Origin of the sequence: Pseudomonas sp. TKO26, from assembly GCF_003225665.1 — a bacterium.
Classification (GTDB): Bacteria; Pseudomonadota; Gammaproteobacteria; order Pseudomonadales; family Pseudomonadaceae; genus Aquipseudomonas; species Aquipseudomonas saponiphila.
Genome location: NZ_QKLN01000008.1, coordinates 163,152 through 178,277 on the forward strand (window position 1 = coordinate 163,152; position 15,126 = coordinate 178,277).

11 protein-coding genes are annotated in these 15,126 nt (G+C 62.6%); all 11 read right to left on the reverse strand.

The window, feature by feature from the left end:
* Positions 1 to 82 precede the first annotated feature (82 nt).
* A complete protein-coding gene (locus tag DNK59_RS14410) occupies positions 83 to 3,358 on the reverse strand; it encodes a DUF2126 domain-containing protein (RefSeq protein ID WP_110723613.1) in 3,276 nt (1,091 codons plus the stop codon).
* 171 nt (positions 3,359 to 3,529) lie between these two features.
* Positions 3,530 to 3,991: a hypothetical protein gene (locus tag DNK59_RS14415; RefSeq protein WP_110723614.1), complete on the reverse strand. Its 462-nt coding sequence runs from the start codon at positions 3,989 to 3,991 to the stop codon at positions 3,530 to 3,532.
* Positions 3,988 to 4,929, reverse strand: a complete 942-nt coding sequence (locus DNK59_RS14420) for an NAD synthetase (RefSeq protein WP_110723615.1) — start codon at positions 4,927 to 4,929, stop codon at positions 3,988 to 3,990. Before DNK59_RS14420 ends, DNK59_RS14415 begins: the two co-directional genes overlap by 4 nt.
* A 170-nt stretch (positions 4,930 to 5,099) precedes the next feature.
* Entirely contained in the window at positions 5,100 to 7,397 is a 2,298-nt protein-coding gene (locus DNK59_RS14425) for a YgiQ family radical SAM protein (protein ID WP_060837271.1), read from the reverse strand.
* Between the two features lie 274 nt (positions 7,398 to 7,671).
* Positions 7,672 to 9,069, reverse strand: coding sequence for a replicative DNA helicase (gene dnaB, locus DNK59_RS14430; RefSeq protein WP_007921486.1), 1,398 nt, complete (start codon positions 9,067 to 9,069; stop codon positions 7,672 to 7,674).
* 123 nt (positions 9,070 to 9,192) lie between these two features.
* A complete protein-coding gene (rplI, locus tag DNK59_RS14435; protein WP_007921484.1) occupies positions 9,193 to 9,639 on the reverse strand; it encodes a 50S ribosomal protein L9 in 447 nt (148 codons plus the stop codon).
* Positions 9,640 to 9,660: 21 nt separating this feature from the next.
* Positions 9,661 to 10,557, reverse strand: coding sequence for a hypothetical protein (locus tag DNK59_RS14440; RefSeq protein ID WP_110723616.1), 897 nt, complete (start codon positions 10,555 to 10,557; stop codon positions 9,661 to 9,663).
* Between the two features lie 36 nt (positions 10,558 to 10,593).
* Complete coding sequence (gene rpsR, locus DNK59_RS14445; RefSeq protein WP_002551829.1) at positions 10,594 to 10,824, reverse strand: 30S ribosomal protein S18; 231 nt, start codon at positions 10,822 to 10,824, stop codon at positions 10,594 to 10,596.
* A gap of 28 nt (positions 10,825 to 10,852) precedes the next feature.
* Complete coding sequence (rpsF, locus tag DNK59_RS14450) at positions 10,853 to 11,278, reverse strand: 30S ribosomal protein S6 (RefSeq protein WP_011058949.1); 426 nt, start codon at positions 11,276 to 11,278, stop codon at positions 10,853 to 10,855.
* 249 nt (positions 11,279 to 11,527) lie between these two features.
* Positions 11,528 to 12,289 carry a 23S rRNA (guanosine(2251)-2'-O)-methyltransferase RlmB gene (gene rlmB / locus DNK59_RS14455; protein ID WP_092319094.1) on the reverse strand — a complete coding sequence of 254 codons (762 nt, stop codon included), beginning with the start codon at positions 12,287 to 12,289 and terminating at the stop codon, positions 11,528 to 11,530.
* On the reverse strand, positions 12,286 to 14,913 hold the full coding sequence (rnr, locus tag DNK59_RS14460; RefSeq protein ID WP_110723617.1) for a ribonuclease R: 2,628 nt from the start codon (positions 14,911 to 14,913) through the stop codon (positions 12,286 to 12,288). The genes rlmB and rnr overlap by 4 nt, the downstream gene beginning before the upstream one ends.
* Between the last annotated feature and the right edge of the window lie 213 nt (positions 14,914 to 15,126).

The following is a 15,126-nucleotide window of genomic DNA, read 5'->3' on the forward strand; positions in this document are numbered from 1 at the left end:
ACTCGGCAGACGGCAGGGAAAGGCAGATTAACCCACAGCCATGACGCCCGGATATGGCTATATCGCGGGCGTCGCAGCGGGACTAAAAGCGTCGTAAATCCAGGGTCATGGGCATTTCCTGGTTGCTGCTCGGCGGCGCAGCCCGGAGGCTGCCGGGGCTGTGGCCGTGGCGGAAAAAGCGCGCCATGCGCCGGCTCTCCGCCTCATTGGCATTGACCGGCAGGCTGTCGTAGTTGCGTCCTCCGGGATGGGCCACATGGTATTGGCAACCGCCCAGCGAGCGCTGCATCCAGGTATCCAGCAGGTCGAACACCAGCGGCGCGTGTACCGCAATCATCGGCTGCAGGCAGTTGGCCGGCTGCCAGGCGCGAAAGCGCACCCCGGCGACGAACTCGCCCACCCGCCCGGTGGGCTGCAAGGGCACCGGCACGCCGTTGCAGGTCAGCACATGGCGCTCGGGTGTCAGCCCGCTGACCCTGACCTGCAAGCGCTCCAGCGAGGAGTCGACGTAACGCACCGTGCCCCCGGCCGCCCCCTCTTCTCCCAGCACATGCCAGGGCTCCAGGGCCTGGCGCAACTCCAGCTCGATACCAGCGACGGCATAGTCGCCCACCTTGGGAAAGCGAAATTCCCGGTGCGCGGCAAACCACTCGGCCTGCAACGGATAGCCAGCGGCCTTGAGCTCCTGCAGCACATCGGCGAAATCCTGCTCGATGAAATGCGGCAGCAGAAAGCGATCGTGCAGCTCCGTGCCCCAGCGCGCCAGCCGGGCCGGAGCGTAGGGCTCGCGCCAGAACCGCGCCACCAGCGCCCGCAGCAGCAACTGCTGGACCAGGCTCATGCGCGCATGGGGCGGCATCTCGAAGGCGCGCAACTCCAACAGCCCGAGACGCCCGGTGGCGCCATCCGGCGAATACAGCTTGTCGATGCAGAACTCGGCGCGGTGGGTGTTGCCGGTGACATCGATCAGCAGGTTGCGCAACAGCCGGTCCACCTGCCATGGCGCGCACTCCTCGCCCGGCGCGGGCATCTGTGCGAAGGCAATTTCCAGTTCATAGAGCGCATCGTTACGGGCCTCGTCGACCCTGGGCGCCTGGGACGTGGGGCCGATGAACAAACCGGAAAACAGGTAGGACAGCGACGGGTGGTTGTGCCAGTAGCTGATCAGGCTGCGCAGCAGATCGGGGCGGCGCAGAAACGGCGAGTCCCCCGGGGTGGCGCCGCCCAGGACGAAATGGTTGCCGCCGCCGGTGCCGGTGTGGCGCCCGTCGATCATGAACTTCTCGCTGGTCAGGCGCGTCTGCCGCGCCTGCTCGTAGAGGAACTCGGTGCGCTCCACCAACTCGTCCCAACTCACCGAAGGCTGCACGTTGACCTCGATCACTCCCGGGTCCGGGGTCACCCGGAAATTGTCCAGGCGTGGGTCCGCCGGTGGCTCGTAGCCCTCCAGCAGCACCGGACACTGCAGCTCGGCGGCGGTGGCCTCGATCACGCTGACCAGTTGCAGGTAATCCTCCAGTCGCTCCAGCGGCGGCATGAACAGGTACAGGCGCCCTTCCCGCGCCTCGGCGCACAACGCGGTGCGGGTCAGCCAGTCGGCGGATTGGTCGATCGCGGGCACCCGCTCCTGGGCGGCGGCCGCCTCGGCGATATCCGCCAGTTGCGACGGGCCCGGCAGTTCCGCGAAGTCCTGGTTCGGATCCAGGGGGTGAATGAAGGGGTACTCCGCCGCCGTCACCCAGGGCTGGGACGCCAGGGGCAAGCGGTAGCCCAGGGGCGAATCCCCGGGCACCAGGCGGCAGTGACTGTCGCGCAGGTACCAGCGCCCGCTCTGCCACTGGTCGCCCTTGGCCGTGCGCGCCAGGGGCAGCACCTGGCCGATGACCTTGTCCAGGCCCTGGTTGAACACCTTGCGCAGCCGCTGGCGCTCCAGGGCGTCCTCCAACCGCGAGTCTTCGGCGCTGACGTTCAGCGGCAGGCGGCCTTCGCGCCACAGGTAGTAGAAATTGTCCTCGTAGGCTGGGAACACGAAGCGTGCCGGCAGTTTCAGGCGCTCGGCGACAGTGGCCAGAAAGCGCCCGGCCATCTGCGCATCGGCGGCGTAATCCTGGTGCTCGTCGGCAATCAGGGCAGGGTCGTGCCAGATCGGTACGCCGTCGCGCCGCCAGTAGGCGTTCAGCGACCAGCGCGGCAATTGCTCCCCCGGGTACCACTTGCCCTGACCGAAGTGCACCAGTCCCTGGGGGGCGTAGCGCTGGCGCAGGCGCTGGAACAGCTCGCCGGCCAGGCGGCGCTTGTTCGGCCCCAGGGCCGCGGTGTTCCATTCGGCGCCGTCGGGATCGTCGATGGCCACGAAGGTCGGTTCGCCGCCCATGGTCAGGCGCACATCGCCTTGCTGCAGCTCATGGTCGATCTGCCGCCCCAGGGCCTGGATCGCCGTCCATTGCTCATCGGTGTAGGGCTTGGTCACCCGGGGGGCTTCCCAGATCCGCTCGACACTCATGGCGTGACTGAACTGGCACTCGCAGGGTTCCACCAGGCCGCTGATGGGCGCCGCTGAAGAAGGATCGGGGCTGCAGGCCAGGGGAATATGCCCTTCCCCGGCAAACAGCCCGGAGGTGGCATCCAGGCCGATCCAGCCGGCACCGGGCAGGTAGACCTCGCACCACGCATGCAGGTCGGTGAAATCCACGTCGGTGCCCGAGGGACCGTCCAGGGCCTTGACGTCCGCGGTCAGCTGGATGAGGTAGCCGGAGACGAACCGCGCCGCCAGTCCCAGGTGGCGCAGCAGCTGCACCAGCAGCCAGGCCGAGTCGCGACACGAGCCCGACGCCTTGACCAGGGTCTGCTCCGGGCTCTGCACCCCGGGCTCCATGCGGATCAGGTAGGCAATGTCGTCGCTGAGACGCTGATTCAGGCCCACCAGGAAATCCACGGTCGGCACTGGCGCGCGCGGGATGGCGTCCAGGTAAGCCTGGAAGGTCGGGGTCAGGGGCAGGGTTTCCAGGTAGGGCGCCAACTCCCGCCGCTCATCGGCGGCGTAGCTGAATGGAATCTGCTGCGCGTAGGGCTCGAGGAAAAAATCGAAGGGATTGAACACCGCCATTTCCGCCAGCAGGTCCACCTCGATGCGCAGCTCGGTGGTTTTCTCCGGGAACACCAGACGCGCCAGGTAATTGCCCTGGGGGTCCTGTTGCCAGTTGATGAAATGCTCCTCGGGCTCAACCTTCAAGGCATAGGCAAGAATTCGCGTGCGGCTGTGGGGCGCCGGGCGCAAGCGGACGATCTGCGGGCCAAGTTCGACGGCCCGGTCGTAGCGATAGTGCGTGACATGGTGCAATGCGACATGGATCGACACGGCGTGCCTCCTGCGAGCCTGAGCGGTGGATGGACCCGCGCAAGACTTATGCCAGCGCACAGATCCCGGGGTTTGCTCAACGACTCGGGGCAGTACAGCACCAAAATCGCGCAACCGTTGCATCCCTGTGCAAGGGATTGCACGAAAATGCACCGGTCGGCCGGGTCATCATCAACGGCGCTTGCGCGATTGCTTGGCGGCAGCCTGCAGGTGTCGACGCTCGTGGCGGATCTGCAGCAGGCGCCCACGCATCTCCCGGTACCGCCGGCTGTTGAGCAACAGCAGGCCGAGCAGCGGCACGAGCATGGCGAACAGGTACACGCCCTGGTGCGGGCGGTACTGGATCATCGGCACCACCAGCAGCAGGCAGGCCAGAAAGTAGCCGGCCAGCAGCCACACCGCCCAGGCCACTCCGCGCACGATCAGCAGGTTGCCCAGCACCAGCAGCGGAATCAGCAGCAACAGGCCCAGCAGCAAGTAGTCGTCGCGCTGCGCCGGCGCCATGCCACGCCAATAGGTGGTTCCGCACAGGGACAGCAGCAGCGACGCGCTGAAGCAGCCGAGCAGGACCGTGAGTATGAAAATCGGAAAATAACGCGCCAGGAACTCGCCCATCCGGCCGCCGCCAATCACTGGTCGAACTCCTCGTAGAGGCCCACCGCCAGGGTCTTCACCGTGCCGAGGTTGCCGGAGCTGTAACTGCCGGCGGTGCTCAGGGCGGCGCCCAGGGCATCCTTCATCTGCGTCAGGGTGGCGTGCTTGATCTGCGCCGACGAGTAGCGCTTGGGCAGCCCCCCTGCCCGTTGCTGCAACTTGAGCAGTTTGGGCGTCAGGCTGGGGTCGCGCAGGCTGAGCAACTCCTTGGTCAATTTGGCCCGCTCCTGGCGATTGAGGCCCTTGAGCAACTGCACCCAGCTTTTGCCGGTGCCAGCGGCCTTGCTGGCCTTGAGCAGCTTGACCGTGGTCAGCGCCGAACCGCCGACGCCCACCAGCGAGATGCCGTCGAGGATCGGCGAGACGGTGTTGTACCACTCGGCGTCGTCCATGCGGTCGTTGGCCGCCGGATCCTGGATCTCGTTGATCACCCGGGCGCCACCGATGGCGCACTGGGCGGTGCCCGCCGCGGCGACGGTGACCCCCAGCCCGACCATCCAGGCGCTGGCGCCGGCGGTGAACGGCACGGCGATACTGCCACTGAACACCACCAGCCAGCCGATGACCGCGGCGGTGCAGGACAGCGTGGTGTTGAACGATTCCGTGGCCAGGCGGGATTCCCGGGGGTTGTTCTTCACTTGATCGACGAACTGCTGGGGCGCGATGTACTTCTTCGCCTCCCGCAGGATGATGCGCTTGGGCGTGATACTGCAGATCGGCTTGAATTCGCGCAGGGTCACCACGTTGAAGTCGGCATCGATGTACACCACCCCGGCGCCGACAATCGATGGATCGGCGTCTATGGCAGCGAACAGGCGCGGCAGGTTGATCTGGCTTTCGATACGTTGGCGGGCAAGAAACTGCGAAGGGCTGGAGTCCATGCCGATGGCGGCTAACGAGCTGGTCACGGGATTCATCCTTGGTCTGGCGATTGGAAGCTGCCTGATGGCCTCAAGCCATCCCGGCATTACGGCGATAAAAACCCGGCAACCTTAACAAAGCCCTGGCGATTTGTTGCGCGCCCACGGGCAAAAAAACCATCGCCCAGAAAGCAAAACGCCAGCTCGGCGGCTGGCGTTTTGTCGGTCTAGCGCGGTACCACCGGCTTGCGGGTCGGCTTCTTGCCTTTGCCCTTGGCAGCGTCGGCACGCTCCTTGGCGGCCTGCTTGTTGCGGGCGAACGCCGCGGCCTTGGCCTGTTCGCGCTTGTCCCAGGCATTGCCGCCGTCGCTGCCACGCGGTGGCAGGCCGGTGTGCTGGGTGAGGATCCGGGTTTCCTTGGCCACCTTGTGGCTGCCGGCCGGCGTCGAGTTCTTGCGCCGCGCGCTCTGGTAGCTGTCGGTGGCCGGTTGGTGGGCCGGGATCAGCTGATGCTTGCCCGGGCCGATCAGGTCGCCACGGCCCATGCGCAGCAGGGCCTCGCGCAGCATCGGCCAGCCCTTCGGATCGTGGTAGCGCAGGAACGCCTTGTGCAGGCGGCGCTGCTCCTCGCTCTTGACGATGGTCACGCCGTCGCTCTTGTAGGTGACCTTGCGCAGCGGGTTCTTGCCCGAGTGGTACATGGCCGTGGCGGTGGCCATCGGCGACGGGTAGAACGCCTGCACCTGGTCGGCACGGAAGCCGTTGCCCTTGAGCCACAAGGCCAGGTTCATCATGTCTTCATCGGTGGTGCCCGGGTGGGCGGCGATGAAGTACGGAATCAGGTACTGCTCCTTGCCCGCTTCCTTGGAGTACTTCTCGAACATGCGCTTGAAGCGGTCGTAGGTGCCGATGCCCGGCTTCATCATCTGGTTGAGCGGGCCTTCCTCGGTGTGTTCCGGGGCGATCTTCAGGTAACCGCCAACGTGGTGGGTCACCAGTTCCTTGACGTACTCCGGCGATTCCACCGCCAGGTCGTAACGCAGGCCGGAGGCGATGAGGATCTTCTTCACCCCGGGCAGGGCGCGGGCGCTGCGGTACAGCTGGATCAGCGACGAGTGGTCGGTGTTCAGGTTCGGGCAGATGCCGGGGAACACGCAGGACGGCTTGCGGCACGCGGATTCGATTTCCGGGCTCTTGCAGGCGATGCGGTACATGTTCGCGGTCGGGCCGCCGAGGTCGGAGATCACCCCGGTAAAGCCGGGCACCTTGTCGCGAATTTCTTCGATCTCGCGAATGATCGACTCTTCGGAACGGTTCTGGATGATCCGCCCTTCGTGCTCGGTGATGGAGCAGAAGGTACAGCCGCCAAAGCAGCCACGCATGATGTTCACCGAGAAGCGGATCATCTCGTAGGCGGGGATCTTTTCCTTGCCATAGGCCGGGTGCGGGATGCGCTGATACGGCATGCCGAACACGTAGTCCATTTCCTCGGTGGTCATGGGAATGGGCGGCGGGTTGAACCACACGTCCACTTCGCCATGTTTCTGCACCAGGGCACGAGCGTTGCCCGGGTTGGTTTCCAGGTGCAGCACGCGGTTGGCGTGGGCGTACAGGACCGGATCGTTGCGCACCTTCTCCATGGACGGCAGGCGGATCACGGTCTTGTCCCGGGTCATGCGCGGGCTGGCGAGGATCTGCACCACCTTGGCTTCGTTGGGGTCTTCGGCCGGGCCTTTTTCCTGCTCGATGGCGCAGGCGGCGGTGTCCTGGGTGTTGACGTAGGGGTTGATGATCTTGTCGATCTTGCCCGGGCGGTCGATACGGGTGGAGTCCACTTCGTACCAGTCCTTGGGCGTGTCGCGGCGAATGAAGGCGGTGCCGCGCACGTCGGTGATGTCTTCGATCTTGTGGCCATAGGACAGGCGCTGGGCCACTTCGACGATGGCCCGCTCGGCGTTGCCGTACAGCAGGATGTCGGCGCTGGCGTCGATCAGGATCGAGTTGCGCACCCGGTCCTGCCAGTAGTCGTAGTGGGCGATGCGGCGCAGGGAGGCTTCGATGCCACCGAGGACGATCGGCACATGCTTGTAGGCTTCCTTGCAACGCTGGCTGTACACCAGGCTGGCGCGGTCCGGGCGCTTGCCCGCCAGGCCGCCGGGGGTATAGGCGTCGTCGGAGCGGACTTTCTTGTCGGCGGTGTAGCGGTTGATCATCGAGTCCATGTTGCCGGCGGCGACACCGAAGAACAGGTTCGGCTCGCCGAGCTTCATGAAGTCGTCTTTGGACTGCCAGTTGGGCTGGGCAATGATCCCCACGCGAAAGCCCTGGGACTCCAGCAGCCGGCCGATGATCGCCATGCCGAATGACGGGTGATCGACGTAGGCATCACCGGTGACGATGATGATGTCGCAGGAATCCCAGCCGAGCTGATCCATCTCCTCCCTGCTCATGGGCAGGAATGGCGCTGGCCCGAAACATTCGGCCCAGTACTTGGGATAGTCAAATAACGGCTTGGCTGCTTGCATGTCGATGACCGGTGTTGGCTTGAATAGGGACGCGATGGCTATCAGGAAAATTCGCGGGCGCGGAATATAGCACAAAAAATAACCAATTCCGACCAAAAGGGTCGGAATTCATTTTCTCACGCGACCGGCTTGCTCCCGCTCGCCTGCGCGGCAGGCGCAGCGGCGGTGCTGACGATGGATCTGGAGCAGGGTGACGACCGGACATGGGGCCGCTGCGCGACCCAGCGGGAGCAAGCTCCCTCGCCACAGGCGGCCACCACCATGGTGTGCGCCGTTATTCGTCGTCGTCGAAGTTGTAACTGCCCGGCGCAAGGTTCTCGAAGCGGGTGTACTTGCCGATGAACGCCAGGCGGATAAAGCCGATCGGGCCGTTCCGCTGCTTGCCGATGATGATTTCGGCAATGCCCTTGTGCTCGGTTTCCGGGTGATACACCTCGTCCCGGTACACGAACATGATCACGTCGGCGTCCTGCTCGATCGCTCCGGATTCCCGCAAGTCGGAGTTCACCGGGCGCTTGTTGGGGCGTTGTTCCAGGGAGCGGTTGAGCTGGGACAGGGCCACCACCGGGCAGTTGAATTCCTTGGCCAGGGCCTTGAGGGACCGGGAGATCTCGGAAATCTCGTTGGTCCGGTTGTCACCGCTGGACCCCGGGATCTGCATCAGCTGCAGGTAGTCGATCATGATCAGGGCGATATCGCCGTGCTCGCGCACCAGGCGCCTGGTCCGCGCACGCATTTCCGAGGGGCTGATGCCCGCGGTGTCATCGATGAACAGCTTGCGGTCGTTGAGCAGGTTGACCGCCGAGGTCAGGCGCGGCCAGTCATCGTCTTCCAGCTGGCCTGAACGGACCTTGGTCTGGTCGATGCGGCCCAGGGAAGACAGCATACGCATGATCAGCGATTCACCTGGCATCTCCAGGGAGTACACCAGCACCGCCTTGTCGCTTCGCAGTACCGCGTTTTCCACCAGGTTCATGGCGAAGGTGGTCTTACCCATGGACGGACGGCCGGCGACGATGATCAAGTCGGCCGGCTGCAGGCCGCTGGTCTTCTCGTCGAGGTCGGTGTAGCCGGTGGACAGGCCGGTAATGGCGTTGTCGGTGTTGAACAGGGTATCGATGCGGTCGATGGCCTTGGTCAGCAGTTCGTTGACCCCCACCGGGCCGCCGGTCTTGGGCCGCGCTTCGGCGATCTGGAAGATCTGCCGCTCGGCCTCGTCGAGGATCTCCTCGGCGGTGCGGCCTTCGGGGTTGAAGGCGCTGTCGGCGATCTCGGTGCTGATGCCGATCAGCTGGCGCAGGGTCGCCCGCTGGCGAACGATCTGCGCATAGGCCTTGATGTTGGCCACCGACGGGGTGTTCTTCGCCAGCTCGCCCAGATAGCCCAGGCCGCCGACCTGCGAAGTCTGGCCTTCCTTGTCCAGCTGCTCGGACAGAGTGACCACGTCGATCGGCATGTTCTGGTCGGCCAGCTTGGCGATGGCGCGGAAGATCAAACGGTGGTCATGCCGGTAGAAATCGCCGTCGGACACTTGATCCAACACGCGTTCCCAGGCGTTGTTGTCCAGCATCAGACCACCGAGCACGGCCTGTTCGGCCTCGATGGAATGCGGCGGCACCTTCAGGGCGGCGGTTTGCAGATCGTATTGCTCGGGAGCGGAGATATCGTTCATGGCCACTTGGAATTCGGGGGTGAAAATCAGGATCAGCAGAAAGACAAAGGGCACGACCTGTAAACAGGATCGTGCCCGATGTTAACCGTCAGCCACACAAGGTGCCAGACGATTTGGTACTGCTTAAGCAGCCACCACGACAACGCGTACGGTTGCTTCAACTTCAGCGTGCAGGTGCACGGCTACGTCGAATTCACCTACGTTGCGGATGGTGCCGTTCGGCAGACGAACTTCGCTTTTTGCCACTTCAACGCCCGAGGCGGTCAGTGCATCAGCGATGTCGTGGGTGCCGATCGAACCGAACAGCTTGCCTTCGTCACCAGCGGTGGCAGTGATGGTCACTTCCAGCTCAGCCAGTTGCGCAGCGCGAGTTTCGGCAGAAGCCTTCTTCTCTGCAGCCAGTTTTTCCAGCTCGGCACGACGCGCTTCGAACGCAGCCAGGTTGGCAGCGGTAGCAGCGGTGGCTTTGCCGAAAGGCAGCAGGTAGTTACGGCCGTAACCAGCCTTAACGTTTACCTTATCGCCCAGGTTGCCCAGGTTGGCGATTTTTTCCAGCAGGATCAGTTCCATTTGGTAATAACCTCTTAACTTTTAACCTTCACCGTTCGCAGAGCCGTTATCAGCGTCTTTCGGCGCCAAACGACCGCGAAAATCAACCAGACTGTCGACAGTGGCCATGACCACGAGCAACGGGACGAGCAGGTGCATCAAAGGCAACAGCGTGACGTAAACCCCGACCAGCCAGAAATTGGCCAGTCTTTTCTGTGCCACCAGCCCGTGCATCAGGGCTAGCCCGGCAAGGACCAGAACTACGCTGCAAAACGGCACCATAATCCACATTTGCGGGCTCAGAACCGGCCCCACAAACATCAGTGCCCACAGCAACATCAAGGGTCCCTTGGGGATTCTGATCTGGCGAAATTCGCGACCAAAACCACCGGGGTTGTACAACGACGCTTGCCAGTAGCGCCCAAGAATCAGGCACAGCACGCTGAAGATCTGAAACATCATCGCAATCGAACCGATCACCAAAGGTGCAATGAGTGAAGCGAGGTTGGCTCGCTGGTCTACCGAAAGCTGCTGGTAGGCCTCACCCAATATCAGTGGCAGGAACTTTACAAGTTCCTGCGTCACCGCATCGACAAAGGGACTGAACAACGCCCCCAATATCGCTACACACAACAGCGCAATCGCCACGCTCGCCAACAGCACACGGTTCCAGGAGTGGCCGACGCGCAACACCAGCGCCAGACCGCAAGACCCAAGCAGCACCAGCAGTACGCTGGGGTCTTTCTGGAAGTGCCAGCAAATCAATGCTGAAAGCACCCCGACTCCAAGGACGCCAAGGGCGTCCGAACCGCGCCGAAGGAGCACAAGGCAACCCGCAGCGGCACTTAACCAGAACAACAGCGGCAATGCCGCAGATCCGGCCACGACTAACGTGGCCTGCACACGACCGCGCATGATGAACTCAGCTAAGGCGCGCATGCATTCAATCCCTTACTACTTGTCGACTGCCCGATCTCAGCGGCCGTGGCTGTCGGTGTAGGCCAGCAGGGCCAGGAAGCGGGCGCGCTTGATAGCGGTGGCCAGCTGACGCTGATAACGAGCTTTGGTACCGGTGATGCGGCTTGGAACGATTTTGCCGGTCTCGGATACGTAGGCTTTCAGGGTGTTGAGATCTTTGTAATCGATCTCTTTCACGTCTTCAGCGGTGAAGCGGCAGAATTTACGACGACGGAAGAAACGTGCCATGTAATTGGCTCCTCAAAAGGTCCGTGGATTACTCGTCAGCGTTATCGCTGGCGTCGCTGTTGTCGCTGTCATCGCCATCGGCGCTGTCAGCATGCTCAGGACGGTCACGACGCTCACGGCGCTCACTGCGGTTTTCTTCAGCCTTGAGCATCTCGGATTGGCCAGTGATGGCTTCTTCGCGACGGATGACCAGGTTACGGATCACAGCATCGTTGTAACGGAAGTTGTCTTCCAGCTCAGCCAGGGCTTTACCGGTGCACTCAACGTTCAGCATCACGTAGTGAGCCTTGTGAACATTGTTGATTGCGTAGGCCAGTTGACGACGGCCCCAGTCTTCCAGACGGTGGATTTTGCCGCCGTCTTCTTCGATCAGCTTGGTGTAACGCTCAACCATGCCGCCGACTTGCTCGCTTTGATCCGGGTGGACCAAAAAGATGATTTCGTAATGACGCATGAATGCTCCTTACGGGTTGTAGCCTGCCGCCTATAAGCGGTCAGACAAGGAGTGAATGACACTGGTGTGTCTTGCCTGTTAGTAGGCACATATGCGCCTGCCGTCACGGCAAGGGGCGCAATTGTAGAGAAGGGGGAACAGCGGCGCAAGGCAATTGGTGATTATTTGAACAACAGCTGCAAGCCACGAGCTTCAAGCGACAAGTCAAAAGCGCTTGCCGCTCGTAACTTGCCGCTTGCAGCCTATTTGTTACTTGCGCGCAGCCGAAGCCTTGACGCTGCGTTGGCGCATGGCTTCGAACAGGCAGACGCCGGTGGCCACCGAGACGTTGAGGCTGCTGACGCTGCCGGCCATCGGCAGGCGCACCAGGTAGTCACAGTGCTCGCGGGTCAGGCGCCGCATGCCTTTGCCCTCGGCGCCCATGATGATGATGGTCGGGCCGGTCAGGTCCTGGTCATACAGTTCCTGTTCGGCCTCGCCGGCAGTGCCGACGATCCACAGGCCGCGCTGCTGGAGCTTCTCCAGAGTGCGGGCCAGATTGGTCACCGCCACCAGCGGAATCACTTCCGCAGCACCACACGCCACTTTGCGCACGGTTGGAGTCAGGGTTGCCGACTTGTCCTTGGGCACCAGCACCGCCAGGGCACCGGCCGCGTCGGCGGTGCGCAGGCAGGCGCCGAGGTTATGCGGGTCGGTCACACCGTCCAGCACCAGCAACAGCGGCGCGCCTTCGGTACGGTCCAGCAGCTCGTCGAGCATCGCCTCACCCCACACCTGGCTCGGGCTGACTTCAGCCACCACGCCCTGGTGCACGCCTTCAACCCAGGCATCCATTTCACGACGCTCGGCCTGGCCGACCGACACGCGGTTCTGCGCCGCCAGATCCACCAACACTTGAACCCGTGGATCACTGCGCCCTTCGGCCAGCCAAATCTGCTTGACCCGCTTGGGATGGTGGCGCAGCAACGCTTCTACAGCATGCACGCCGTAGATCTTTTCCAACTGACTCATGACTTGGCCTTAGGTTTGCGCGCTCCGCCGCTTTTCGCGCCGGAAGCAGAGCCCGCCTTGGGCGGCCCCTTACGATGTTTGCTCGGCTTGGCTGGACGGTCGCTGTCTCTGGCCGGAGCCGATTTACCGGACTTTCCCCCAGACGCCGCTTTACCACCGCTTTTGGCTTCAGCCAGTAGCGCCCGTTTCATTTCACGACTCTTGCGCACTTCGGCGTTTTTCGCCGCCGCGTCGCTCGGGCGATAGGCCTCGACCGCCTTCTCCTTGGTGGAGCTGCGACGCCCGGCCTTGGCTGGCGCCGGCTCTTCCACAGCCTTGCTTGCAGGCACGTCCGCGGCACCACGCTTCTTGCGACCGATCGGCGCATTGATGGTTTTTTCGGCCATCTCGAAGTCGATCTTGCGCTCGTCCAGATCGACGCGCATGACCCGCACTTCCACGGTGTCGCCCAGGCGGAAACTGCGCCCGGTGCGTTCGCCCGCCAGGCGGTGATGCACAGGATCGAAATGGTAGTAGTCGCCCGGCAAGGCGGTGACATGCACCAGGCCTTCGACGTAGATATCGGTAAGTTCGACGAACAGTCCGAAACCAGTCACCGCAGTGATCACACCCGGGAAGGATTCGCCGACGCGATCCTTCATGAACTCGCATTTGAGCCAGTTCACTACGTCGCGAGTGGCTTCGTCGGCACGGCGCTCGCTCATCGAGCACTGTTCGCCGAGCTGCTCCAGGGTGGCTTCGTCGTACGGATAGATACGCGCCTTGGGAATGGTCATCGCTCCAGCTCGACGCACGTGCGGCGTGTCTTGCTTGGAGTGAATCACACTGCGGATGGCCCTATGGGTCAGCAGGTCCGGGTAGCGACGGATCGGCGAAGTGAAGTGGGTATAGGCTTCATAATTCAGACCGAAGTGACCCTGGTTATCGGCGCTGTACACCGCCTGGCTCAGGGAGCGCAGCATCACGGTCTGGATCAGGTGGTAATCCGGACGATCCTTGATGGTTTCCAGCAGTGCCTGGTAGTCCTTGGGCGTCGGACCGTCCTTGCCTTTATGCAGGGACAGACCCAGTTCGCCCAGGAAGGCGCGGAGCTTTTCCAGACGCTCTGGCGGAGGACCGTCGTGCACCCGGTACAACGCCGGGATCTCATGCTTCTTGAGGAACTCGGCAGTGGCCACGTTGGCCGCCAGCATGCACTCCTCGATCAGCTTGTGGGCATCGTTGCGGGTAGTCGGCCGAATTTCGGCGATCTTGCGCTCGGAGCCGAAGATGATCCGGGTTTCCTGGGTTTCGAAGTCGATGGCGCCACGGGTATGGCGGGCACCGAGCAGCACCTTGTACAGCGCATACAGCTGCTTGAGGTGTGGCAGTACATCGCCATATTCGCCGCGCAGCTGCTTGGCTTCGCTGGTTTTCGGCTGCTCGAGCATGGTACTGACCTTGTTGTAGGTCAGACGCGCCTTGGAGTGGATCACCGCTTCATAGAACTGGTAGTCGGTCATCTCGCCGGACTTGGAGATAGTCATCTCGCAGACCATCGCCAGGCGATCGACTTTCGGGTTCAGCGAGCACAGGCCATTGGACAACTGCTCCGGCAACATCGGGATCACCCGCTCGGGGAAATACACCGAGTTGCCACGCACCTGGGCTTCGGCGTCCAGGGCCGAACCAATCTTCACGTAGCTGGAGACGTCGGCAATCGCCACGTACAGTTTCCAGCCACCACCGAACAGACGCAGCTTGCCGGGCTTGGCTTCGCAGAACACCGCGTCGTCGAAGTCGCGGGCGTCTTCGCCGTCGATGGTGACGAAAGGCAGGTCACGCAGGTCGATGCGCTTCTCTTTGTCCTTATCTTCCACTTCCGGCTTGAGCTTTGCGGCTTCCTTGAGCACGGCTTCGGGCCAGACATGGGGGATATCGTAGGTACGCAGGGCAACATCGATCTCCATGCCTGGAGCCATGTAGTTGCCCACTACTTCAATCACGTCGCCTTGCGGCTGAAAGCGCGGCGTTGGCCAGTGCGTGATTTTCACCTCAACGAACTGACCGATCTTGGCATTGGCATTGCGGCCGGGAGTGACCAGCACTTCCTGCTGGATCTTCGGGTTATCCGCCACCACGAAGCCGATACCGCCCTCTTCGAAGTAACGCCCCACGATGCTTTCATGGGCACGGGACACCACTTCGACGATCACACCTTCGCGACGACCACGACGATCCAGGCCGGAAACCCGGGCCAGGGCGCGGTCGCCGTCGAACACCAGACGCATTTGCGCCGGACTCATGAACAGGTCATCACTGCCGTCATCCGGCACCAGGAAGCCGAAGCCATCGCGGTGGCCGCTGATACGACCCAGGATCAGGTCAAGCTTGTCTACCGGCGCATAAGTGCCGCGGCGGGTATAGATCAGTTGAGCGTCGCGCTCCATGGCGCGCAGGCGGCGGCGCAGGGCTTCGAGCTGGTCCTCTGTGGTCAGACCGAACTCTTCTACCAATTGCTCGCGACTAGCAGGCGAACCCCGATCAGCAAGGTGCTGGAGGATCAGTTCGCGGCTAGGAATAGGGTTTTCGTATTTTTCCGCTTCACGAGCGGCCTCGGGATCGAGGGACTGCCAATCGGCCATTAGATAAATTTCACCTTGTCTATATGCGGGTTAGTTTGGCATACGCGTATTGAAACGGGAAATTTCAGGCTCAGACAATGCTGGAAAAATCCGCCTCTTCGCTTCAGAAACATCCTCATGCATGCCACCGGAGACTTTTTTCAAACTTTTTTGAAATCGGGGGTTTACAGCTCAAAGGAGCCTCCGTATAGTGCGCGCCATCGACGACGGAGA